We start from the raw sequence: 23528 nt of genomic DNA on the forward strand, positions 1-23528 counted from the left end.
TGATAATCCCCCATTCTAATGATATGCGCTTTCCAACCGCATCCGGGCCGCCATTCGCCCGGGGATGCAGACTGGAAAGCGCAAGTGGTACGGCCAATCTCCGTACCTCTCGCGTCGAGACGTGGAAAGACCGTCGTTGAAGAAGAAAGACAACCGCCAGGGCGCTAAACCGCGCGCCGGACAGGACAATCGCTCAGGCAAGCCCGGTAGCAAGCCGCCTCGCCAGAAGGATGCTGCGCGCGCACGCGCTCCAGATTACGTTCGCCCCGCTGCCACCGCCCCAAAGGAAAAGGTTCAAGCCTCCGCTCCAGCCGTCGAAGCCGCCCCTCCGCGCCCGTTGAAGGAGCGCTCCGGCGCCCTTCCGACCGAGCAGGTGCCGGTCATTCTTGAATCGCTCGGTGCTGGTGACTTTCACCTGATCGACAGCGGCAATGGCCTGAAGCTCGAGCAATATGGCGAGTACCGCATCGTTCGTCCCGAGGCGCAGGCGCTTTGGCGGCCGAGCCTTGCCGAACGGGTCTGGGACAATGCCGATGCGATCTTCACCGGTGATACGGATGAAGAAGGCAGTGGACGCTGGCGTTTTCCAAAGCAAGCGCTTGGCGAGACATGGCCGCTGTCTCTGCTCGGCGTCGGTTTCCTCGGCCGCTTTACCGCGTTTCGCCATGTGGGTGTCTTCCCCGAACAGATCGTCCATTGGGAGTGGTTGAAGCAAACAATCGAAAAGGCCGATCGACCGCTGAAAGTGTTGAACCTCTTCGGTTACACCGGTGTCGCGTCGCTTGTCGCGGCGTCCGCTGGAGCGGAAGTCACCCATGTGGACGCCTCGAAAAAGGCGATCGGCTGGGCGCGAGAAAACCAGGCGCTTGCCGGTCTTGAAAATGCGCCGATCCGCTGGATCTGCGAAGACGCCATGAAGTTCATCCTGCGCGAGGAACGTCGCGGCAACAGCTACGATATCATCCTCACCGATCCGCCGAAATTCGGCCGCGGTACCCATGGCGAGGTCTGGGATCTCTACGATCATCTGCCGCTGATGCTGGATGTCTGCCGCGAAATCCTGTCGCCTAAGGCGCTGGGATACGTGCTGACCGCCTATTCCATCCGCGCCAGCTTCTACTCCATGCACGAGTTGATGCGCGAAACCATGCGCGGTGCAGGTGGCGAGGTTACCTCCGGCGAACTCGTCATCCGCGAAGCGGGTCTTGATGGCAAGACGCCGGGCCGTGTGCTTTCAACCTCTCTCTTCAGCCGCTGGGTGCCGAAATGAATGATCGTCATGAAAACGGCCCACGCAGGGTAGGGCAGGTCAAGGAAGTTACCAGCCTCGCCAATCCGATCATCAAGGACATCAAGAACCTCACCCAGAAGAAGGGCCGCGAAGAGAGCGGCACCTTCATGGCGGAGGGGCTGAAGCTTGTCATCGATGCGCTGGAACTCGGCTGGACGATCCGCACGCTGGTCTATGCCAAGGCCGCCAAGGGCAAGCCGCTGGTCGAGCAGGCTGCGGTGAAGACGGTGGCGTCCGGTGGTCTCGTGCTGGAAGTCAGCGAAAAGGTGATCTCATCCATCACCCGCCGCGACAACCCACAGATGGTCGTCGGCATCTTCGATCAGAAATGGAAGCCGCTCAGAGATATCCGGCCTGCTGCGGGTGAGACTTATGTCGCGCTCGACCGGGTGCGCGACCCTGGCAATCTCGGCACGATCATCCGCACGGCAGATGCAGCCGGTGCCTCCGGAGTCATTCTCGTCGGCGATTGCACCGATCCTTTCTCGCTCGAAACCGTGCGGGCCACGATGGGCTCGGTGTTTGCGATGCCTGTTGCGCGCGCATCGGTGGATGAATTCTTGAGCTGGAGAAAGACTGCCGGCGTCAGCGTCGTCGCAACCCATCTCGCCGGCTCGGTAGATTACCGCACCATCGACTACGCGAAAAAGCCGGTCGTGCTTTTGATGGGCAACGAGCAGTCGGGCCTTCCGCCGGAGCTTGCCTCGCAGGCGGACCAGCTTGCCCGCATCCCGCAACAGGGTCGGGCCGACTCCCTCAATCTGGCGATCGCAAGCGCAGTCATGCTGTTTGAAGCGCGTCGACATCTTCTCGAACTTGCGATGGTAAAGTAATGGCCAAGCCCGCTCTCTTCTCCAGACCCGCTCCCGCCATCGCCCTCATTCTTCTGGCGCTGCTTGCCGATCAGATCATCAAGGTGCTGGTGGAAAAATATCTGCCTCTGCAGGAGATGGTGCCGGTCATTCCGTTCCTGGCGCTCTACCGCACCTACAATCTTGGCGTGGCCTTCTCCATGCTGTCGGGCATGGAGGGCTGGGCCATCGTCACCATGCGGCTCCTCATCGTCGCCTTCGTCATTTGGCTGTGGCGAAAGACGGATGCCGACCGCACCTTTGCCCATCTCGGCTTTGCGCTGATCATCGCCGGTGCTGCGGGAAACATCTTCGACCGGTTTCTTTACGGGCACGTCGTGGACTACATTCTCTTCCACACGGAAACGTGGTCCTTCGCGGTCTTCAACCTTGCCGATTCCTTCATCACCATCGGCGCAGGCTGCGTCATTCTGGATGAGTTGCTGCAGGCCAAGGCGGCACGAAAGAAAACCTGAACGACTGCTACGCAAGACCGGATCGCGAAATTTAGTTTACGCAACGTCACTTACGCGGCTAACTGTCACTGTTTTGTCGTCAAGAAGTGATTTATGACGCCAAGATCAAACGGTGGCGGGGCGATTCTCCATGGTCTCGGAAGTTCTGGAACGCAGCATTGTTGGCACGGGCTTGGGCGGCGCTGTTTTGCCAGCTGCCGAAAAGCGGGACGCCGACGTCTTTGGTCGTATCGGCTCCCTCGAAACACGCCTCGCCAGAAATGAGCGTGAAATCGACGCAGCCCAGCAGGTCCGCTTCCGCGTCTTCGTCGAAGAGATGGGTGCCCGGCTTCCGGCAGACGCGATGCGTCGCGGTCGCGACATCGATGCCTTCGACGCCGTCTGCGACCATCTCCTGGTTCTCGACAATGCCATAGAAGGTGATCCCGAAGATCAGATCGTCGGCACCTATCGCCTGCTCAGGCAGGAGACGGCGTTGGCGAATAAGGGTTTTTACTCGGCAAGCGAATTCGAAATCGAGAGCCTGATCGCGCGCCATCCGGATAAGCGCTTCATGGAGTTGGGACGCTCCTGCGTGCTGCCTGAGTATCGCACCAAGCGCACCCTCGAACTTCTCTGGCAAGGCAACTGGGCCTACGCCGTCCGTCACCGCATGGATGCGATGATCGGCTGTGCCTCCTTCCCAGGCATTCAGCCGGAAGCTCACGCGCTGGCGCTGTCCTTCCTGCATCACAGCTGCGGCTCCAAGGCTGAATGGCGGACCGAGGCACTGCCGGAACTCTATCGCGAAATGGATATGATGCCGCTTGAAGCGATCAATCCGCGTCGGGCGCTCAACGCCATGCCGCCGCTGATCAAGGGCTATATGCGTCTTGGCGCCATGTTCGGTGCCGGTGCCGTGGTCGACCATGCCTTCAACACCACCGACGTGCTGGTGATCCTGCCGGTCTCATCGATTGCCGGCCGCTACATCAATTACTATGGCGGTGACGCAGAGCGCTTCAACGGCTGATACCGTTCCAGCATCAAGCTTCCTGTGGGTTCGTCGTTCTGCGTGTTGTTCTTGGAGAGCCGCGCCGGTAATCTCCGGCTTTGTTTTCTCAAAGCCCCAAGCAGATACGATCACGCCATTGACGGACGTTCATTCCACCGCCTCGCTCATTTCCGAAGAGAGCCGCGCATCGGCAACGCCGATGATGGAGCAGTATATCGAGATCAAGGCGAACAATCCCGGTTCGCTGCTTTTCTATCGCATGGGCGATTTCTACGAACTGTTCTTCGACGATGCGGCGGAAGCCTCGCGCGCACTTGGCATCACCCTCACCAAGCGCGGCCAGCATCTGGGTCAGGACATTCCCATGTGCGGCGTTCCGGTCCATGCGGCGGATGACTATCTGCAAAAGCTGATCATGCGCGGCTACCGCGTTGCTGTGTGCGAACAGGTGGAAGACCCGGCGGAAGCCAAGAAGCGTGGCTCGAAATCGGTGGTCAAACGTGACGTCGTGCGCCTTGTCACACCCGGCACGCTGACCGAAGAAAAGCTGCTCTCGCCGACCGAATCCAACTACCTGATGGCACTTGCGCGCATCCGCGGCAGTTCGGAGGCGCAGTTTGCGCTTGCCTGGATCGATATCTCCACCGGCGTTTTCAGACTGGCGGAAACGACATTGACTCGGCTGCTGGCCGACATCTGGCGCATCGATCCGCGCGAGTTGATCGTGGCCGACAGCCTGTTTCACGACGAAGAACTGCGACCGACCTTCGATGTGCTGGGTCGCGTGGCCGTCCCTCAACCTGCCGTCCTGTTTGATAGCGCGACCGCCGAAGGCCGCATCGCGCGCTACTTCAACGTCTCGACGCTGGATGGCTTCGGAGCTTTCTCCCGTGTGGAACTGGCAGCCGCCGCTGCCGCCGTCGCCTATGTCGAGAAGACGCAGATTGCCGAGCGCCCGCCTCTTGGTGCGCCGGAGCGCGAAAGCTCTGCCTCGACGCTGTTCATCGATCCTGCGACCCGCGCCAATCTGGAATTGACCAAGACGCTTGCCGGAGAACGCGATGGATCGCTGTTGCAGGCGATCAACCGCACGGTCACCGGCGGCGGTGCGCGGCTTCTGGCGGAACGGCTGATGTCGCCGCTGACCGATCCTGAACGGATCAACGCCCGCCTTGATGCGGTGGCCTATCTGATCGACGATGTATCCTTGAGCGATGGTCTGCGCGAGGCTCTGAAACAGGTGGCAGACATGCCGCGCGCGCTGTCGCGCCTGGCGCTCGATCGCGGCGGTCCGCGTGATCTCGGTGCCATTCGCCAGGGACTTTCCGCTGCCGCGATCGTCGGTCAGTTGCTTGATCAGGGTCTGTTGCCCGACGAACTGGCGGCAGCGCTCGCCGATCTCAAAGCCTTGCCAGCCTCGCTCGAAGCCATGCTGTCGGAGATGTTGGCGGACGATCTTCCGCTCCTGAAGCGCGATGGCGGCTTCATTCGTGAAGGCTCGAACCCGGAACTCGATGAGGTGCGGGCGCTGCGCGACCAGTCGCGTCGGGTGATTGCCGGCTTGCAGCTGCAATATGCGGAAGAGACCGGGATCAAGTCGCTGAAGATCAAGCACAATAATGTGCTCGGCTACTTCATCGAGGTGACGGCTGGCAATGCCGATGTGATGACGGGAAGCGACGACGCCAAGGCGCGCTTCATCCACCGCCAGACGATGGCCGGCGCCATGCGCTTTACCACCACCGAACTTGCCGATCTGGAAAGCCGCATCGCCAACGCCGCCGCCCAGGCGCTGACCATGGAATTGCAAGCCTTCGACCGGATGGTGCAGGCGGTGGTGGCCGAAGCCGAAGCCATCAAGGCGGGCTCTCTGGCACTTGCTGCTATCGACGTGGCAACGAGCCTCGCACATCTTGCATCCGAACAGGCCTATTGCCGCCCGGTGGTCGATGGCTCCATGACCTTTGCAATCCGCGGCGGGCGTCACCCGGTCGTGGAGCAGGCCTTGCGCCGTCAGTCGAGCGGACCCTTCATTGCCAATAACTGCGATCTCTCAGCCGTCGATGGCAATCGCAACGGCGCGATCTGGATGCTGACCGGTCCGAACATGGGTGGTAAGTCGACCTTCCTGCGTCAGAATGCGTTGATCGCCATCCTCGCCCAGATCGGTTCCTTCGTTCCGGCAGAGGCTGCCCATATCGGCATTGTCGACCGGCTGTTCTCGCGCGTCGGCGCCTCCGACGATCTCGCCCGTGGCCGCTCGACCTTTATGGTCGAAATGGTCGAGACGGCTGCAATCCTCAATCAGGCAACGGAACGTTCGCTCGTCATCCTCGACGAGATCGGGCGCGGTACTGCAACCTTTGACGGTCTGTCCATCGCCTGGGCGACGGTCGAGCACCTGCACGAGGTGAACCGCTGCCGCGGTCTTTTCGCCACCCATTTCCATGAGCTGACGGTGCTGTCTGAAAAGCTCGGCCGCCTCTCCAACGTCACCATGAAGGTGCGGGAATGGGAAGGTGACGTGATCTTCCTGCATGAGGTTGGTCCCGGTGCTGCGGATCGTTCCTATGGCATTCAGGTGGCCCGCCTTGCCGGCCTTCCCGCCGCGGTGGTGGAGCGGGCAAGAGAGGTTCTCAACCAACTCGAAGATGCCGATCGCAAAAACCCGGCGAGCCAGTTGATCGATGATCTGCCGCTGTTTCAGGTCGCGGTCCGGCGCGAAGCGGCAAGCGCCAAGGGCAACTCGAAGGTGGATGAGGCGTTGAAGGTGCTGAATCCGGATGAGATGACGCCGCGCGAGGCACTGGATGCGCTCTATGCGCTCAAGAAACAACTTGGCAACGCTTGATGCGTAGAGTGCCTGTCCATTCGGCCTCAAAATCGCTATAGCGCTGTGCCATCAGCGCAAGACGCATGGAATGGATATTGCCTCAATGGCCTCTAAGGAACTGGATTTCTCCGCGATACTGGATGTCGCAGCACTGAAGCATCAATGCGATCTCGTCTTTCAAGGCGATGGAAAGCGCGTTTCGGATGTGCGCTCCGACCTTTTGCCCATCTTCAAGAAGGCAAGCAGCGACGGACGGCAAATGGCGCGCGATCTTCTCGATTCCGAAGGCGGCGGCATTGACTGCGCAAGGCGTATTTCCTGGCTGCAGGATCGTCTGATCGAGGTGCTCTACGATCTCGCCTGCCAATATGTCTATCCGAAGGATGCGCCAGGCATCGCCATCACCGCTGTCGGCGGCTATGGGCGCGGTACGCTGGCACCCGGATCGGACATCGATCTTCTGTTCCTGCTGCCGCTCAAGAACACGCCGGACATGCACAAGGCGATCGAGTTCATTCTCTACATTCTTTGGGATGTCGGCTTTAAGGTCGGCCACGCCACCCGCACTGTGGATGAGTGCATCAAGCTGTCCAAGGCGGATATGACGATCCGCACCGCCATTCTCGAAATGCGCCCGATCTGCGGAAAGAAGTCGCTCGCCGACGAGTTGGAGCGCCGATTCGAAACCGAAGTCGTCACCAATAGCGGTCCGGAATTCATCGCCGCCAAGTTGGCCGAGCGCGACCAGCGCCACCGCAAGGCAGGCGACACCCGCTATCTGGTCGAGCCGAATGTGAAGGAAGGCAAGGGCGGTCTGCGTGATCTCCACACGCTCTTCTGGATCGCCAAATATTATTACCACGTGCGCGACACGGCAGAGCTGGTGAAGCTCGGCGTTCTTTCCAGAAGCGAACTGAAGCTCTTCGAAAAGGCCGATGACTTTCTCTGGGCGGTGCGCTGCCAGATGCACTTCATCACCGGCAAGGCCGAGGAGCGGCTTTCCTTCGATATCCAACGCGAGATTGCCGCCGCCCTTCATTACCAGCCTCGCCCCGGCCTTTCGGCGGTCGAGCGCTTCATGAAGCACTATTTCCTCGTGGCAAAGGATGTGGGTGACCTGACGCGCATTCTTTGCGCTGCTCTTGAGGACCGCCAGGCGAAGGATGTGCCGGGGCTTTCCGGCGTTCTCAGCCGCTTTGCGCATCGGCTTCGCAAGATCCCGGGCTCTAGTGAATTCGTCGAAGACCGCGGTCGCATTGCGCTCGCCAATGCCGATGTCTTCCGCAATGATCCGGTCAGCCTGATCCGGCTTTTCCATGTGGCCGATATCAACAATCTCGAACTGCACCCGGATGCCCTTCGCGTCGTGACCCGCTCACTCGGTCTCATCAATCATGAGCTTCGCGAGAATGAGGAAGCCAACAGGCTGTTCCTCGCCATCCTGACCTCGAGGCGCGATCCGGCACTGACGCTACGGCGCATGAACGAGGCGGGTGTTCTCGGCAAATTCATCCCCGAATTCGGCAAGATCGTCGCGATGATGCAGTTCAACATGTATCATCACTATACGGTCGATGAGCACTTGATCCGCTCGGTCGCAATCCTCGCCGAGATCGATAAGGGGCAGGCGGTCGATACCCATCCGTTGGTCAACCAGTTGATGCCAGCCATTGAAGACCGCGACGCTCTCTATGTCGCCGTTCTCCTTCACGATGTGGCAAAGGGCAGGCAGGAGGATCACTCCATTGCCGGTGCACGCGTGGCCCGCAAGCTCTGCCAGCGCTTCCGTCTCTCCACCAAGCAGACCGAGACGGTGATGTGGCTGATCGAGCAGCATCTCCTGATGTCGATGGTGGCCCAGACCCGCGATCTGCATGACCGCAAGACGATCACCGACTTTGCCGACAAGGTTCAGTCGATGGAGCGGCTGAAGATGCTGTTGATCCTCACCGTCTGCGACATCCGCGCCGTTGGGCCGGACGTCTGGAATGGCTGGAAGGGGCAGTTGCTGCGCACGCTTTACTACGAAACCGAGCTTCTTCTCTCCGGCGGCTTTTCGGAAAGCTCGCGCAAGGAGCGCGCCAAGATCGCCCGTCAGCGCCTTTACGATGCGCTGGATGACTGGGGTCAGAAGGCGCGCCGCAAGTACAGCAAGCTGCATTATGATGCCTATCTTCTGTCGGTCGCCTTGGAGGACCAGGTCCGCCACACCCGCTTTCTGCGTGAGGCGGACAAGCAGGAAAAGGCGCTGGCGACCATGGCCCGCACCCATTCCTTCCACGCCATCACCGAGATCACGGTTCTGGCGCCCGACCATCCGCGCCTGCTGTCGATCATCACCGGCGCCTGCTCCGCTGCCGGCGCCAACATCGCCGATGCTCAGATCTTCACGACATCAGACGGCCGCGCACTCGATACGATCCTGATCAACCGCGAATTCCCGATCGATGAGGATGAGACCCGCCGCGCCACCAACATCGGCAAGCTGATCGAAGAGGTTCTGGCCGGCAAGAAGCGGCTTCCCGAGATCATCGCGACGCGGACCAAGAGCCGCAAGAAGAGCAAGACCTTCACTATCCCGCCGTCGGTGACGATTTCCAACGGGCTTTCCAACAAATTCACCGTCATCGAGGTCGAATGCCTTGACCGTCCCGGCCTTCTGGCGGACATGACGGCGGTGCTGGCCGATCTGTCGCTGGATATCACCTCCGCGCGTATCACCACCTTCGGCGAAAAGGTCATTGATACCTTCTATGTCACCGATCTCTTCGGCCAGAAGGTGATGACGGAAAACCGTCAGTCCAATATCGCAATGCGGTTGAAGGCCGTTATGGCGGAGCAGGAAGATGAACTGCGTGATCGTATGCCCTCCGGCATCATCGCGCATCCGGATGTAGCAGCCCTTCCTGCTGCGCGCACCGCAAAGGCTTGAACAAAAAATGAGTTTGATCGGCAAATTCGCCACCGTCGGCGGTGCGACGCTTGGAAGCCGCCTGTTCGGCTTCATCCGTGAAATGCTGATGGCGGCAGCCGTGGGTACAGGACCGGTGGCGGACGCCTTCAACGCGGCCTTTCGCTTTCCCAACACCTTCCGCCGCCTGTTTGCCGAGGGCGCTTTCAACTCCGCCTTCGTGCCGCTCTTTGCCAAGGAAATCGAAGCCAACGGCATGGAGGGCGCGCGCCGCTTCTCGGAGGAGGTTTTCGGCGTCCTCTTCACGGTGCTGATGGCGCTGACGATCGTCATGGAACTCTCCATGCCGTTTCTCGTCAGAACGGTGATTGCACCGGGCTTTGTCGATGACCCGACGAAATTCGAAAACACGGTGCGCCTCGCCACCATCATGTTCCCCTATCTCGCCTGCATGTCGCTGGCGGCAATGATGGGCGGGATGCTGAATTCGCTGCACCGTTACTTCGCCGCGGCGATCGCGCCGGTCTTTCTCAATGTCATCCTCATTGGCGTTTTGGCGCTCGCCTGGTGGAAGCACTACGATGCGCTACAGGTCGGCTACGCACTCTCTTGGGGTGTCATGGCCGCAGGTTTCGTTCAGCTTGCCATCGTCTGGGTTGCTGTGCGTCATGCCGGTATCAAGATCGGCTTTCGCCGCCCGAAACTGACGGGCAACGTCAAGCGCCTGCTGGTTCTGGCGCTGCCGGCCGCAATCACCGGCGGCATCACCCAGATCAACTTGCTGATCAACACCAATATCGCCTCCGGCGGAGACGGCGTGATCTCCTCGCTCGCCTATGCCGACCGCATCTATCAGCTGCCGCTCGGTGTCGTCGGCATTGCGGTGGCGACGGTTCTTCTGCCGGAACTGGCGCGCGCGCTTCGCGGCGGCCATGCGGTGGAGGCGGCCAATCTGCAGAACCGCTCCGTCGAGTTCGTGCTCTTCCTGACGCTGCCGGCCGCTGCAGCGCTGCTGGTCATGGCGGAGCCGATCGTTCGTTTCCTCTATGAGCGCGGCAATTTCTCGCCGTCCGCCACGGTCACTGTTGCGGAAATCCTCGGCATCTACGGCCTCGGCCTGCCGGCCTTCGTTCTGATCAAGGCCTTCATTCCCGGCTTCTTCGCTCGCGAGGACACCCGCACGCCGATGATCTTTGCGGCGATTTCCGTGGGGGTGAACGTCTCGCTCGCGCTCACCCTTTTTCCCTCATACGGCGGTCCGGGGATTGCGACGGCGGAAATCACCGCCGGTTGGGTGAATGCTGCTTTGCTCTTCGGCATGCTGATGTGGCGTGGGCACTGGAAGCTCGATCTGCCGCTTCTCCTGCGCATCCCGCGGCTGCTGATCGCGGCAGGTCTCATGGCGTTCGCCATTCATTATGCGCTGTCCTATTTTTCCTACGAACTGTCATCGGCCTCGAACCTCGCGGTCCGGGCAGGCACATTGCTTGCGCTGGTCGTCGGCGCCATGGTCATCTATTTCGGCGTAGCCTTCGCCTCCGGTGGGGCAAACCTTGGGATGGTCAAGCGCGGCATGAAGCGCAAGCCAAAGACGGATGTCCAAAGCGAGATCGAGCCATGAGTTCCGGCTACACCTCCATGCGCCACATCGCGCTCGTCTCTCTGGTGGTGGACGATTACGATCGCGCCAAGGCGTTCTACTGCGACAACCTTGGCTTCGAATGCCTTTCGGACCAGCCGATGCCGGACGGCAAGCGCTGGCTTGTCGTCAAACCGAAAGGTGAGGGGGCGAGCGGGCTTCTTTTGGCGCAGGCTGATGGAGAAGCGCAGGCTGCCGCGATCGGCAACCAGACCGGCGGTCGGGTTGGTTTCTTCCTTTACACGGATGATTTCGACGCAGATTTTCACCGCATGAAAGCCAACGGGATTCGCTTTCTGGAGGAGCCGCGTCGCGAAGTTTACGGCACGGTTGCCGTTTTCGAAGACCTCTACGGCAACAAATGGGACCTGCTCCAGCCAGCCGCTGAAACCCCTTGATTGCAACGGGTTCCGGGTGCATAAGCGCGGCCACATCAATGCGCGGGGCAAGGCCCTCCACAAGCCTTTTCGAGGACGATCATGAACGCATTCAAGCCGCTGGTTTTCTCCGGGGTTCAGCCCACCGGCAATCTCCACCTTGGCAACTATCTCGGTGCCATCCGCAAGTTCGTCGCATTGCAGGAAGACAATGACTGCATCTATTGCGTCGTCGACATGCACGCCATCACCGCACAGTTGGTCCATTCGGACCTGAAAGCGCAGACGCGTTCGATTGCGGCCGCCTTCATTGCGTCGGGCATCGATCCGGTGAAGCATATCGTCTTCAACCAGTCGGCCGTGCCGCAGCATGCCGAGCTTGCCTGGGTGTTCAACTGCGTCGCGCGCATCGGCTGGATGGAGCGCATGACCCAGTTCAAGGACAAGTCCGGCAAGAATGCCGAGCAGGTTTCGCTTGGACTGCTGGCCTATCCGAGCCTGATGGCGGCAGACATTCTGGTGTATCGCGCGACCCATGTTCCGGTCGGTGACGACCAGAAGCAGCATCTGGAACTCGCCCGCGACATCGCCCAGAAGTTCAACATCGATTTCGGCGATCATATCCGCAAGGCTGGCCTCGGCCTCGATATCACCGTCGGCGACGAACCGGTTCACGCCTATTTCCCGATGGTCGAACCGCTGATCGGCGGTCCGGCACCGCGTGTCATGTCCTTGAAGGATGGCACCAAGAAGATGTCGAAATCGGATCCGTCGGATCTGTCGCGCATCAACCTGATGGATGATGTCGACGCGATCTCCAAGAAAATCAAGAAGGCCAAGACCGACCCGGACGCGTTGCCGAGCGAAGTCGAAGGCCTTAAAGGTCGTGCCGAGGCGGAAAACCTCGTCGGAATCTATGCGGCGCTGTCCGACAAGACCAAGGCGGATGTGCTTGCCGAATTCGGTGGGCAGCAGTTTTCGGCCTTCAAGCCGGCGCTTGTCGATCTGGCGGTCAACGTGCTTGCACCGATCAACAACGAGATGCGCCGCCTTCTGGATGACGTCAGCCATATCGACGCAATCCTGAAAGATGGCGGCGAGCGTGCTGGTGCCATTGCACAAAAGACGATGGACGAAGTCCGCGACATCATCGGTTTCCTGCGGTGATTTTGTCTGCGCCTCTCGCCGTCCGGTGAGAGGCGTTTTTCTAAATGCCGAGGCGTCGCACCGGCACATTCGCCTTTTAGGAAAATCGATTCCGCTTTCCATTGTGATACGATAAGCTTCGCCCAAACCGGCGGGCGGCGATTCATGCCACGGCGGAAACAGGGAGTGCTGAATGGTTTCAAAACGGCTGTCGCGCCTGGAAGGGCACCGGCGAAAATTTCTGGTGGTCATCGATGGCACACCGGAATGCGAAAGAGCCGTGCATTATGCCGGCCGCCGCGCCAAGAACTCCAATGGCGCCCTCGTTCTGCTCTTCGTCATCCCAGAAGGGGATTTCCAGCAGTGGCTGGGCGTCGAGCAGATCATGCGTGCCGAAGCCCGCGAAGAGGCTGAAGCCTCGCTGGCGAAGGTCGCACAACGCGTGCGCGAGACGGTCGGCATCGAGCCCGAGGCGGTGATCCGCGAAGGCAATGCCGCCGAGCAGATCCACGGTCTGATCGAAGAAGATCGCGACATCGCCATCCTTGTATTGGCTGCTGGCTCCACCAAGGACGGCCCAGGTCCGCTCGTCTCCTCCATTGCAGGACGCGGCGCTGCCTTCCCCATTCCCGTCACGGTCCTGCCCGATACGCTGACGGACGAGGAAATCGACGCCCTCTGCTGACCGCTGTCCATCAAGCGCTTTTGCCACGAAGAATCCTGTTCGGCTTTGGCGAAAACGGGTGTAGAACAGGGCGGAAGATTTCTTGAACGGGATTGTCATGTCAGGGCTTGAAGTCGCTCTTCGTCCGGCATATTTTGGAAGCATTCTAAATTACGGGGCAAGCATGCCCTGACCGGGGCGCTGCCTCGAAGGAGATCGAAATGTTCATTCAAACGGAATCCACGCCAAACCCGACGACCCTTAAGTTCCTGCCGGGCAGGGTGGTTCTGGAAAGCGGCACGGCGGAATTCCTGAGCGCTGAGCAGGCGCAATCTTCGCCGCTCGCAGCAACGTTGTTTGAAATTCCGGGTGTCACCGGCGTCTATTACGGCTTCGATTTCATCACCGTCACCAAGGACGGTGCCGAGTGGCAGCACCTGAAGCCAGCAATCCTCGGTTCGATCATGGAGCACTTCATGTCCGGCCGCCCGCTGATGGGCACCGCGATCCATGCCGAGATTTCCGACGAGGAAGAAGAGTTCTTCGAAGAGGGTGACGAGACGATCGTTGCGACCATCAAGGAACTTCTCGAAACCCGCGTCCGTCCGGCTGTGGCGCAAGATGGCGGCGACATCACCTTCCGTGGTTTTCGCGATGGCACGGTGTTCCTCAACATGAAGGGCGCATGCTCCGGCTGCCCATCTTCCACGGCAACCCTGAAGCACGGCGTGCAGAACCTGCTCCGTCACTTCGTGCCGGAAGTACAAGAGGTCGAGGCTGTTTGATAAACGGCTGAGCTAATCGATCGATACTGAGGCGAGGCGCGTGACTGCGCCTCTACTCATAAGCGGCGTTGCCACGAGCCTCGTTCGTCTCGTTCGTGGCTTGCGCTTTGGACAGGCATAAGGTTCAGCTTTTCAGATGATCATTCTCTCCATCGATACATCCGGCGTGGATTGCTCTGCCTGTATTTATGACAGTGAAAACGATACTGTCCTCGGCGAAGTGACGGAAAACATCGGCAAGGGCCATGCCGAATTGCTGATGGGCATTATCGATGGTGCGCTTTCCAAGGCTGGTCTGACGCTCAACGCCGTCGAGCGTCTCGCCGTCACCATTGGTCCTGGTTCTTTCACCGGCATTCGCGTGGGTGTGGCCGCCGCGCGCGGCTTTGCGCTCTCGCTCGATGTAGAGGCGGTCGGCATCACGACGCTTGAGACGCTTTCCGCTCACCACCAGCGGCAGCAGCCCGGCCAGCCTGTTGCGGTCGGTCTCGATGCCAAGCGCGGCGAATGCTATCTCCAGATTTTCGCAGCCGATGGCGCGCCTCTGACAGAGGCCGCGCTGGCGTCTCTCGATGACGCCAGACAATCGCTTGTCGGCTTTGACGGCGCAATCATAGGCTCCGCCGCGCCCTTCTTTGCTGGTGCGGAGACGGGTTCGGGTCCGGATCATTTTCCCATCGCCACCGTCGCGCGTGTCGCTGCGACGAAACCCGCGCATCAGCCAAAGCCCGCACCGCTTTACCTGCGTGGCCCGGATGCCCGCCCGCAATCTGGCTTCGCATTGGAACGCCTATCGCCCGCCTGAAAGCGCGCCCTTTCGCCCGGCCGAAATCGATTTCGATTTGCCGGACAATGCTGTAGCCCTCTTGCATTCAAGGTGGATGATTCCCTGCAATGTTCGACGACTATCTGAGCTGGAAACCTTTTTTTGAAATCGTGCCGATGGCGCATGCTGATTGCGCCGATGTCGCCGAGCTTCACACCTCCCGCTTCCCTCAGGCGTGGAGTGAGGGCGAGTTTTCGAGCCTTCTGTCACAGAATACTGTCTTCGGCGCCGTGGCGCGTCAAACCAACGCCTTCTTCAGCCAGCCGCTCGGCGGCTTCGTGTTGTCGCGTGAGGCGGGCGGAGAAGCTGAAATTCTGACCGTTGCCGTCAGCGACAAATTTGCCGGTGCCGGGCTTGGCTGGCGCCTGATGCAGGCTGCCATGCGCGAAGCGCTGATGCGCGGTGCCGAAACCATGTTTCTGGAAGTGGATGGTTCCAACGGTCCGGCCGTGCATCTCTACCGCAAGCTCGGCTTCAAGACGGTCGCAGAGCGCAAGGCCTATTACACGGCCAAGGATGGGACGAAATCCACAGCGCTTGTCATGCGCCGCGATCTTCGATAGTTCCGTGACGGTGAGACACTCTGCCACCAATATGGTGGACCAACGCAGCATCTGAAGGCCTGATTATCGTGGTAGACCTTTCGAAAACCCTTGAAGAAATATGTGCGGAGCGCGGAATGCGCATGACCGACCAGCGGCGTGTCATCGCCCGCGTTCTTCAGGAATCGGAAGACCATCCGGACGTGGAGGAGCTCTATCGTCGCTCATCTGCGGTCGATCCAAAGATTTCGATCTCCACCGTCTATCGCACTGTTAAACTGTTTGAAGACGCGGGCATCATCGAGCGCCATGATTTTCGCGATGGCCGCTCTCGTTATGAGACCGTACCGGAAGAGCACCACGATCATCTGATCGACCTGAAGACCGGTGTCGTCATCGAATTTCGTTCCGCTGAGATCGAAGCACTGCAGGAAAAGATTGCCCGCGAGCATGGCTTCAGGCTCGTCGAACATCGGCTTGAACTTTACGGCGTTCCGCTGAAACCAGAAGAGCGTTGAGGCAATTTTCCATGGCCACGGAGCAAGTGCGGCGATGACTTGGCTTCGGATTGCCTATGCGGTTTTCATTCTCTCCATCGTGACCCTTGTGCTGTTGCCCGTGCAGCTCATCGGCCTCTGGCTGGATTTGCCGATCCGCCGCAGGGTGCCGCGCCTGTGGCACCGGATGGCCTGTCGATCGATCGGTATCAGGGTTCATGTCCATGGCGGGCTGGAGACCGAACGACCTCTGCTGCTGATCGCCAATCACGTCTCCTGGAAGGACATATTGGTGTTGGGCAGCGTTGCGGATGTCGCTTTCATTGCCAAGACCGAAGTGCGCGACTGGCCGATCTTCGGCAAGCTGGCGCGTTTGCAGAAAACCGTCTTCGTTACCCGTGAACAGAAACGCACGACAGGCGTGCAGGTCAACGAGATTGCCGAAAGGCTGGCAGGCGGCGAGATCATCGTGCTCTTCCCCGAGGGCACGACGTCCGATGGCAATCGGCTTTTACCGATCAAGTCCTCGCTATTCGGAGCAGCATCAAGTGCCGCCGATCAGGTTCCGAGCCAGCTAGTCCATGTCCAGCCCGTTGCGATCGCCTATACCGGCATTCAGGGCATGGCGATGGGGCGTTACCATAGACCCGTTGCCGCCTGGCCTGGAAGCATCGGCTTGCTGCCGTCGTTGGTGGGGTTGGTAAAGGCCGGCGCAATCGAGGTTGACGTCACGTTTGGGGAAGCGATCCCCTTCCGCAAGGGTGATAATCGCAAGGCGCTGAGCATCGAAGCGACCACCGCACTTCGCACCATGTTGAATTTTAGCCTTCGCGGCGGCTGGCGAAAGTCGCGATAGCCTCTATTTCCGCATTTTTCTATTTAACTGGTGGCCGAAAATCATTAGATACGCGCCATGACCCAGGACACGCTTGGCCTCGACGCCACCCCGATCGCTATGGCTCATGGAGCCAACAGCCGCAAGGTCTTCATCAAGACCTATGGCTGCCAGATGAATGTCTATGATTCCTTGCGCATGAGCGATGCTCTGGCAAAGGATGGTTACGTTCAGACGGAGGATATGGGCGAGGCGGATCTCGTTCTGCTTAACACCTGTCACATACGGGAAAAGGCGGCGGAAAAGGTCTATTCCGCGCTCGGTCGTTTGCGCGACATGAAGAAGTTGCGCGAGGAAGAAGGACGCGAATTCGTCATTGGCGTCGCCGGTTGTGTGGCCCAGGCCGAAGGCGAAGAGATATTGCGCCGTGCGCCCGCCGTCGATGTCGTCATCGGCCCGCAGACCTATCATCGCCTGCCGCAAGCGCTGGCCCGCGTTCGCGATGGTGAGCGGGTGATCGAGACCGATTATGCGGTCGAAGACAAGTTCGAGCATCTGCCGGTAGCCGAAAAGGCAAAGCTGCGCTCGCGTGGCGTGACGGCCTTTCTTACCGTTCAGGAAGGCTGTGACAAGTTCTGCACCTTCTGCGTCGTGCCCTACACGCGCGGATCCGAAGTTTCCCGGCCCGTCAGCCAGATCCTCGATGAGGCGATGAAGCTCGTCGATGCCGGCGTGCGCGAGATCACGCTGCTTGGTCAGAACGTCAATGCCTGGCGCTCGACGGGTCCGAAGGGCGAAGAATGGGGGCTCGCGGAGCTTCTCTATCGCCTGGCCGAAATCCCTGGCCTCGCACGTCTACGCTATACGACAAGCCACCCGCGCGACATGGATGATCGCCTGATCGAGGCGCATCGCGAGCTGCGCGCACTGATGCCCTATCTGCATCTGCCGGTTCAGGCTGGCTCCGACCGCATTTTGAAAGCCATGAACCGCCGCCATACGGGCGAGGAATATTTGAGGCTGATCGAACGAATCCGCACCGCCCGCCCTGATATCGCCATGTCCGGGGATTTTATTGTGGGCTTCCCCGGCGAGACGGATCAGGACTTCGAAGACACGCTCGCAATCGTGGAAGCGGTGAAATACGCGCAGGCCTTTTCGTTCAAATATTCGACGCGTCCAGGGACGCCCGGCGCCGATTTGACCGATCAGGTGCCGGAAGATGTCAAGGCCGAACGGCTCGAGAGATTGCAGGCGCGGCTGTTGAAACAGCAAAACGACTTTGCCCAGTCGCTCGTTGGAAAGACCATGGATGTGTTGCTGGAAAAGCCCGGTCGCATGCCCGGACAGCTGATTGGTCGTTCTCCCTGGCTGCAGTCTGTGAATCTTGATGCAAAGAACATGAAAATCGGTGACATTATTCATGTACGAATCACCGCAACCGGTCCAAACAGCTTGTTTGCCGAGGTGGCATAGAGTTAGAGTTGGGAACCGGAACTGACCTCGGACAGGAGCCTGACCGCTTGAACGCACACGAATTGGTCTCACCATCATCGCGCCAGCCACGTTCACCCGCGACCGACGCCAATCACTTCGTCCTCACGTTCGAGAATAACAGAATAGCCGGAGAGCTATTCGGTCAGTTCGATCAAAACCTGAAATTGCTGGAGCAGAAGCTCAACATCGATGCCCGCCCACGCGGCAATTCGGTGGCGATCACCGGCGACATGGTTGCGACCAACCAGGCCCGCCGCGCTCTGGATTTCCTCTATCAGCGCCTGCTGAAGGGTGGCACAGCCGAACTTTCCGACGTCGAAGGCGCAATCCGCATGGCGGTCGCGGCAGACGACCAACTGACCCTGCCGACGATGGAGCGCAAAGCCAAGGTGTCGATGGCCCAGATTTCTACCCGCAAGAAAACCATTGCTGCCCGCACACCGACACAGGATGTCTATATGCGGGCTCTGGAGCAGTCGGAGCTCGTCTTCGGTGTCGGGCCAGCCGGCACCGGCAAGACCTATCTGGCCGTCGCCCATGCCGCCCAGCTTCTGGAGCGTGGTGCGGTGGATCGCATCGTTCTTTCTCGTCCCGCCGTCGAAGCGGGCGAGCGTCTTGGCTTCCTGCCGGGCGACATGAAGGAAAAGGTCGATCCCTATCTTCGTCCGCTCTATGACGCCCTTTACGACATGATGCCCGGCGACAAGGTGGAGCGTGCCATTCAGGCAGGCGTTATCGAGATTGCGCCACTCGCCTTCATGCGTGGCCGCACACTCGCAAACGCTGCCGTCATTCTCGACGAGGCGCAGAACACCACGACCATGCAGATGAAGATGTTCCTGACCCGCTTGGGCGAGAATGGCCGCATGATCGTGACGGGCGACCCAAGCCAGGTCGACCTTCCGCGTGGCGTGAAATCCGGTCTGGTCGAGGCCTTGCAGATCCTGGACGACGTTGAGGGCGTTTCCGTGGTTCGCTTCAAGGACGTCGACGTCGTGCGTCACCCGATGGTGGCGCGTATCGTCAAGGCCTACGAATCCCACACGGCCGTGCCGGATGAGAGCCTTCCAAGACAAGGTTACTGAAGCCGAGACGATGACGGTTCTGGATATTCAAATCTCTGTCGAGGCCGATGACTGGTCCTCGGAGGAAGAGCTTTTGGCCTTCAGCACGAAAGTGCTGGAGGCCACTGTTTCCTATCTGAAAGACGAAGAGCAGCAGCCGTTCCCCGCCATGCCGGTGGAACTGTCGCTGGTTTTCACCGATGACGCTGCCATCAAGGAAATAAATGCGGAATGGCGCAACAAGGACAAGGCGACGAATGTCCTGTCTTTTCCGGCCTTTCCGCTGGAGCCGGGCGGCATGCCGGGGCCCATGCTCGGCGATATTGTCATTGCGCATGAAACTGTCATGCGCGAAGCTCTTGATCTCGAGAAGAGTTTCGAGGATCATTTGACCCATCTGCTGGTGCATGGATGTCTGCATCTTTTCGGTTATGACCATATGGAAACCGAAGAGGCGGAAGAAATGGAGGGGCTTGAGACTCGCATTTTGGCGACTCTTGGCCTATCTGATCCCTATGCGGGTCAGGACCCGCTTTGATCGAACTGTTTGGGACAATGAACGAACATTCTGCAAGACCGCCCCAAGAGGGCAAGGACGCCGGGGAACAATCCTCATCGGAGGAGGGCAGTAGTCCGTTACGACAGGACTATCAAGCAAAGCCCCGCTCGACCATCTGGTCGAGAATTTCCCGGATCTTGAAGCCATCGCAGGGCGAGCGCCTTCGTGAAGATCTGACCGACGCGCTGATGACCGATACGGATATCGGCGCCGCCTTCACGCCCGACGAGCGGGCGATGCTCAACAATATTCTCCGCTTCAGAGAAGTCACGGTCGAGGACATCATGATCCCGCGCGTCGATATTGACGGGCTCGATCAGGAGACGACGATCGGTGAAGCGATGATCCGCTTCGAGGCGACCGGACGCTCGCGCATGCCGGTCTATGACGAGACGCTCGACGATCCCAAGGGCATGATCCATATTCGCGACCTGTTGTCCTATGTGGGCAAGCAGGCGCGCAACAAGCGCAGAAGCGGTACACGCGTGCCAGCCAATGGCGAGGCGAAGGCGCCGCGCACACCGCGCTCGAATTTCGATCTCGCCCGCGTCGATCTCGAAACGACGCTGGCCGAAGCCGGAATCATACGCAAGATCCTGTTTGCGCCGCCCTCCATGCTCGCATCCGATCTCTTGAAGACCATGCAGGCACAGCGCACTCAGCTTGCGGTGATCATCGACGAATATGGTGGCACCGACGGGCTTGTGTCCCACGAGGACATCGTGGAGATGGTCATTGGCGACATCGACGATGAGCATGACAAGGACGAGGCGATGTTCGTCCGCGTGTCGTCCGACGTCCTGATCGCGGATGCGCGCATCGAACTGGCGGAACTTGCCCAGGCGATCGGTCCGGATTTCGATGTTCGAGAGCATGCCGAGGAGATCGATACGCTGGGTGGCCTCGTCTTCTTTGCGCTTGGCCGCATTCCGTCGAAGGGTGAGGTGGTCCGCGCGGTACCAGGATTTGAGTTCCAGATTCTGGATGCCGACAATCGCCGCATCAAGCGTGTCCGCATCCTTCGCGACGAGTCTTCCACGGGCGAGGATGACCAGGCGCCGGCACCCGTCGTCACCAGTGAGATGATCGCGCTTCCCGCCCCATCCGACAGCACGGACAAGGCTGCCGTTTGATAGGCTTAAGTCCCGGGCGAAAGGGTCCGGGATTTCTTCTTTTTCAACAACCGATAGATGAGGCCGCTGCAATTGGCGGATTGCACAGACGCGCCATTGCTGTCCTGTGGACGTTCTATTTTTTTTACAGTAAGTCGGAAGGGCATGCCGCATAACTATTCGGCGTTCGGCAGCCGAAACACGATCGGTGGTCTCTCCGACTGCGCGCGTTTCGATGGCAAGTCAGGTTCTGGTATCCGCTTTCCGGTTTTGCGTTGCTGAACGGTGCCCTTCAAGGAGATTGATACTGTATGGAGCGGCTCGCGGGCACGATCATGTTGAGCGGTGGCTTCAGCCGCGTTCTCATCGCATTTCTGGCCGGCGCTATCGGTGCGCTCGCCCTGCCGCCGATCGGGTTCTTCGCCAGCCTCTTCGTCTCCTTCACCCTTCTGGTCTGGTTGATCGACGGCACCACGGGAAGCCCCGATGGTGGCGTCGTGTCTCGCGCCTTCAGAGCGTTTCTGCTCGGTTGGATTTTCGGCTTTGGCTATTTCGTCGCGGGCCTCTGGTGGCTCGGAAATGCGCTGCTGCTGGAGGCTGATGAGTTTGCCTGGGCTCTGCCGCTGGCAATTCTGGGCCTGCCCGCTTTTCTCGCGCTTTTCTACGGTATTGCTGTGATGCTGGCCAACAGCCTCTGGTCGGATGGCTGGGGCAGGCTTGCAGCCCTCTCCGCAGCCTTTGGACTGGTGGAATGGTTGCGCAGCTTCGTTGCCACCGGTTTTCCCTGGAACGCCATCGGTTACGGGATGATGCCGGTTCCGTTGATGATGCAGAGTTCCAACTTGATCGGCATCTTCGGCATGTCGATGCTGGCGGTCTTCGTTTTTTCCAGCCCGGCGCTTTTTGGAACCCGCCGTGGCATGGTGCCGGGCCTGACGCTTGCTGTTCTGCTGCTGACAGGCCATGTGGGATACGGGTTTTATCGTCAGCATCGGCCATTGCCGGAGCCAGCGGCGGATGCAATCACGGTGCGCATCGTGCAGCCCGGCATCGATCAGTCGCGCAAGATGCTGAATACCGATCGTGCCGAAATATTCCAGGAGCATCTTCGCCTATCGGCCCTTCCGCCAACGCCAGGCAAGAAGCGGCCCGATATCATCGTCTGGCCGGAAACATCCGTTCCCTTCATTCTGACCCAGAACCCGGATGCGCTGGAAGAAATCGCCAAGACGCTGGAGGATGGTCAGATCTTGCTGACGGGGGCGGTGCGCATGGAGGATGCGGGGGCAGGGCATCCGCCGCGCTACTACAACTCCGTCTATGCCGTGGATGGCCAGGGCCAGATCATTGGCGCAACCGACAAGGTGCATCTCGTGCCCTTCGGCGAGTATGTGCCCTTCGAAGACGTGCTGCGGCGTTTCGACATCGAGAATATCGTCAACCTGCCGGGCGGCTTCTCACCGGCAGCAAGCCGTACACCCATCATTCTTCCATCCGGCAAGAAGCTCTACTCCTTCATCTGCTACGAGATCATCTTTCCCGATGAAGTGCCGGCCGATATCGCCTCGTCGGAGGCGATCCTGAATGTCACCAATGATGGCTGGTTCGGCGACACACCCGGCCCCTATCAGCACTTTCAGCAGGCACGCGTGCGCGCTGTGGAAACTGGCTTGCCAGTGATTCGAGCAGCCAACACTGGCATTTCCGCCATCATTGATCCGTTAGGTGGCATTGAGGCTGGTCTTGACTATGGTCAAAAGGGTATAATCGACGCTACTCTAAGTAGTAAGGCAGGCGACGTCCTGAGCAGCGATGCCCGTAAAACGAACTTTTGGTTGTTGTTTATAACAATGTTGATCGTGGCGCTGTTTTCTAGGTATGGTTTAGTCAGCCGCGAGAATTGACCGAAAACCCCTGAAATTGCATAGTGAGATTGTAGGGTTGTACAACGCAAGTGATATGAAGGACTGTTGCACTGATCCGACCTCTACGGTTTTGCGTTAATGTGTAACAATCACCGACAACAGGATGTCAGGACTAACATATGACCGAAAATAAGAAGAAGCCGAACCCAATCGACATTCATGTCGGAAGCCGCATCCGGCTGCGCCGCACCATGCTGGGCATGAGCCAGGAAAAGCTGGGTGAAAGCCTTGGAATCACCTTCCAGCAGATCCAGAAATATGAAAAGGGCACCAACCGCGTTGGCGCCAGCCGTCTTCAGAACATCTCCGCCATTCTGAACGTTCCGGTTTCCTTCTTCTTCGAAGATGCGCCGGGCGCCGAGCCAGCCTCCGCTTCCGGCTCCGCCGAAGCGTCGAGCTCCAATTACGTCGTGGATTTTCTCTCCTCGTCCGAGGGACTGCAGCTCAACCGCGCCTTCGTCAAGATCAACGATCCGAAGGTCCGCCGCCGTATCGTTGACCTGGTAAAGGCCTTGGCTGCGGAAGGCGACGCCGAGTAAGCGACCGGAAATTGGTCGAATACCCACTTGAACGGCCTTTCGGGGCCGTTTTTTGTTGCGTGCTTGCAGAAATGAAATTCCGATATAAAGATATATTTATGTCGTTCTGTCCTTGTTTTTTCCGATGAAATGAATAACAAACGCACAGACCTGTTCTTTGAGGGG

General features: G+C 59.4%; 20 protein-coding genes and 1 pseudogene. All 21 read left to right on the plus strand.

Annotated elements, in window-relative coordinates:
- Positions 1 to 136: 136 nt before the first annotated feature.
- Entirely contained in the window at positions 137 to 1270 is a 1134-nt protein-coding gene (locus EYC79_RS03530; protein ID WP_130977157.1) for a class I SAM-dependent rRNA methyltransferase, read from the plus strand.
- Positions 1267 to 2124 (plus strand): TrmH family RNA methyltransferase, encoded by an 858-nt coding sequence (locus EYC79_RS03535; protein WP_130977158.1) that lies wholly within the window; start codon positions 1267 to 1269, stop codon positions 2122 to 2124. Before EYC79_RS03530 ends, EYC79_RS03535 begins: the two co-directional genes overlap by 4 nt.
- Positions 2124 to 2618 carry a signal peptidase II gene (gene lspA, locus EYC79_RS03540; RefSeq protein ID WP_062427114.1) on the plus strand — a complete coding sequence of 165 codons (495 nt, stop codon included), beginning with the start codon at positions 2124 to 2126 and terminating at the stop codon, positions 2616 to 2618. The genes EYC79_RS03535 and lspA overlap by 1 nt, the downstream gene beginning before the upstream one ends.
- Before the next feature lie 205 nt (positions 2619 to 2823).
- Positions 2824 to 3630 (plus strand): annotated as a pseudogene (gene olsB / locus EYC79_RS03545) (l-ornithine N(alpha)-acyltransferase); the annotation flags it as partial.
- Between the two features lie 181 nt (positions 3631 to 3811).
- On the plus strand, positions 3812 to 6463 hold the full coding sequence (mutS, locus tag EYC79_RS03550; protein WP_130977353.1) for a DNA mismatch repair protein MutS: 2652 nt from the start codon (positions 3812 to 3814) through the stop codon (positions 6461 to 6463).
- Between the two features lie 85 nt (positions 6464 to 6548).
- Positions 6549 to 9377 (plus strand): [protein-PII] uridylyltransferase, encoded by a 2829-nt coding sequence (locus EYC79_RS03555; protein ID WP_130977160.1) that lies wholly within the window; start codon positions 6549 to 6551, stop codon positions 9375 to 9377.
- A gap of 7 nt (positions 9378 to 9384) precedes the next feature.
- Positions 9385 to 10977 carry a murein biosynthesis integral membrane protein MurJ gene (gene murJ / locus EYC79_RS03560; RefSeq protein WP_130977161.1) on the plus strand — a complete coding sequence of 531 codons (1593 nt, stop codon included), beginning with the start codon at positions 9385 to 9387 and terminating at the stop codon, positions 10975 to 10977.
- Entirely contained in the window at positions 10974 to 11393 is a 420-nt protein-coding gene (locus tag EYC79_RS03565) for a VOC family protein (protein ID WP_130977162.1), read from the plus strand. Before murJ ends, EYC79_RS03565 begins: the two co-directional genes overlap by 4 nt.
- Positions 11394 to 11474: 81 nt before the next feature.
- The gene (trpS, locus tag EYC79_RS03570) at positions 11475 to 12539 is read left to right on the plus strand and encodes a tryptophan--tRNA ligase (protein ID WP_062427111.1); all 1065 of its coding nucleotides are present in this window, start codon (positions 11475 to 11477) and stop codon (positions 12537 to 12539) included.
- A 172-nt stretch (positions 12540 to 12711) separates the two neighbouring features.
- Complete coding sequence (locus EYC79_RS03575) at positions 12712 to 13203, plus strand: universal stress protein (protein ID WP_062427110.1); 492 nt, start codon at positions 12712 to 12714, stop codon at positions 13201 to 13203.
- 200 nt (positions 13204 to 13403) lie between these two features.
- Positions 13404 to 13967 (plus strand): NifU family protein, encoded by a 564-nt coding sequence (locus tag EYC79_RS03580; protein WP_062443010.1) that lies wholly within the window; start codon positions 13404 to 13406, stop codon positions 13965 to 13967.
- Positions 13968 to 14103: 136 nt separating this feature from the next.
- The gene (gene tsaB / locus EYC79_RS03585) at positions 14104 to 14772 is read left to right on the plus strand and encodes a tRNA (adenosine(37)-N6)-threonylcarbamoyltransferase complex dimerization subunit type 1 TsaB (RefSeq protein ID WP_130977163.1); all 669 of its coding nucleotides are present in this window, start codon (positions 14104 to 14106) and stop codon (positions 14770 to 14772) included.
- Positions 14773 to 14861: 89 nt separating this feature from the next.
- The gene (locus EYC79_RS03590) at positions 14862 to 15356 is read left to right on the plus strand and encodes a GNAT family N-acetyltransferase (protein ID WP_112955515.1); all 495 of its coding nucleotides are present in this window, start codon (positions 14862 to 14864) and stop codon (positions 15354 to 15356) included.
- Positions 15357 to 15424: 68 nt separating this feature from the next.
- The gene (locus tag EYC79_RS03595) at positions 15425 to 15853 is read left to right on the plus strand and encodes a Fur family transcriptional regulator (RefSeq protein ID WP_062427106.1); all 429 of its coding nucleotides are present in this window, start codon (positions 15425 to 15427) and stop codon (positions 15851 to 15853) included.
- A 34-nt stretch (positions 15854 to 15887) separates the two neighbouring features.
- A complete protein-coding gene (gene olsA, locus EYC79_RS03600) occupies positions 15888 to 16688 on the plus strand; it encodes a lyso-ornithine lipid O-acyltransferase (RefSeq protein ID WP_130977164.1) in 801 nt (266 codons plus the stop codon).
- A gap of 57 nt (positions 16689 to 16745) precedes the next feature.
- On the plus strand, positions 16746 to 18143 hold the full coding sequence (gene miaB, locus EYC79_RS03605; RefSeq protein ID WP_130977165.1) for a tRNA (N6-isopentenyl adenosine(37)-C2)-methylthiotransferase MiaB: 1398 nt from the start codon (positions 16746 to 16748) through the stop codon (positions 18141 to 18143).
- Between the two features lie 47 nt (positions 18144 to 18190).
- A complete protein-coding gene (locus EYC79_RS03610) occupies positions 18191 to 19249 on the plus strand; it encodes a PhoH family protein (RefSeq protein ID WP_130977166.1) in 1059 nt (352 codons plus the stop codon).
- Positions 19250 to 19259: 10 nt separating this feature from the next.
- Positions 19260 to 19766 carry an rRNA maturation RNase YbeY gene (gene ybeY, locus EYC79_RS03615; RefSeq protein WP_062442992.1) on the plus strand — a complete coding sequence of 169 codons (507 nt, stop codon included), beginning with the start codon at positions 19260 to 19262 and terminating at the stop codon, positions 19764 to 19766.
- Between the two features lie 17 nt (positions 19767 to 19783).
- Positions 19784 to 20920, plus strand: a complete 1137-nt coding sequence (locus tag EYC79_RS03620; protein ID WP_130977354.1) for a hemolysin family protein — start codon at positions 19784 to 19786, stop codon at positions 20918 to 20920.
- Positions 20921 to 21210: 290 nt separating this feature from the next.
- A complete protein-coding gene (lnt, locus tag EYC79_RS03625) occupies positions 21211 to 22803 on the plus strand; it encodes an apolipoprotein N-acyltransferase (protein WP_130977167.1) in 1593 nt (530 codons plus the stop codon).
- A 140-nt stretch (positions 22804 to 22943) separates the two neighbouring features.
- Positions 22944 to 23363, plus strand: coding sequence for a helix-turn-helix domain-containing protein (locus tag EYC79_RS03630; protein WP_062427100.1), 420 nt, complete (start codon positions 22944 to 22946; stop codon positions 23361 to 23363).
- Positions 23364 to 23528 lie beyond the last annotated feature (165 nt).

Source organism: Agrobacterium cavarae, assembly GCF_004310285.1.
Lineage (GTDB): Bacteria > Pseudomonadota > Alphaproteobacteria > Rhizobiales > Rhizobiaceae > Agrobacterium > Agrobacterium cavarae.